1 protein-coding gene is annotated in these 530 nt (G+C 44.9%); it reads right to left on the reverse strand.

Going from position 1 to position 530, the window contains the following annotated elements:
• On the reverse strand, window positions 1-530 hold a 530-nt coding region (locus tag ABD296_RS50225), incomplete at both ends, for a magnesium chelatase domain-containing protein (RefSeq protein WP_344285820.1).

Consider the following 530-nt stretch of genomic DNA (forward strand, 5'->3'; position numbering starts at 1 on the left):
TCATCACTGAGTTGCATCGCCTCAGTCAAGGCTTCATGCAGGCGGGCAACAGCAATCACTTGTACGCCCGGAATTGCTTTTTGCGGGGCATTACCTCTTGGTAAGATGACGTATTTAAAGCCATGTTTTGCTGCTTCTTTTAAACGTTCCTGACCATTAGGTACAGGGCGGATTTCACCTGAAAGCCCAACTTCACCAAAAACTGCAAGCTGCTGAGGTAAGGCTTTTGTTCGCAAACTCGAAGCACATGCAAGTAAAACAGCCAAGTCCGAACCTGTTTCGGTAATTTTTAAACCACCTACAATATTGACATACACATCTTGTCCGGTGGTTTGTACACCCCCATGACGATGCATAACAGCAAGCAACATGTTTAAACGGTTTTGTTCAAGACCAAGTGCAACACGTCTTGGTTGTCCTTGAGCATCATCGACTAAAGCCTGAACTTCAACTAAAAGTGGGCGAGTGCCTTCACGGCTAATCATGACAATTGAACCTGGAATGGCTTCGTCATAACGACTTAAGAAAAT

The sequence above is a fragment of the Actinomadura napierensis genome (assembly GCF_039529375.1).
GTDB lineage: Bacteria > Actinomycetota > Actinomycetes > Streptosporangiales > Streptosporangiaceae > Spirillospora > Spirillospora napierensis.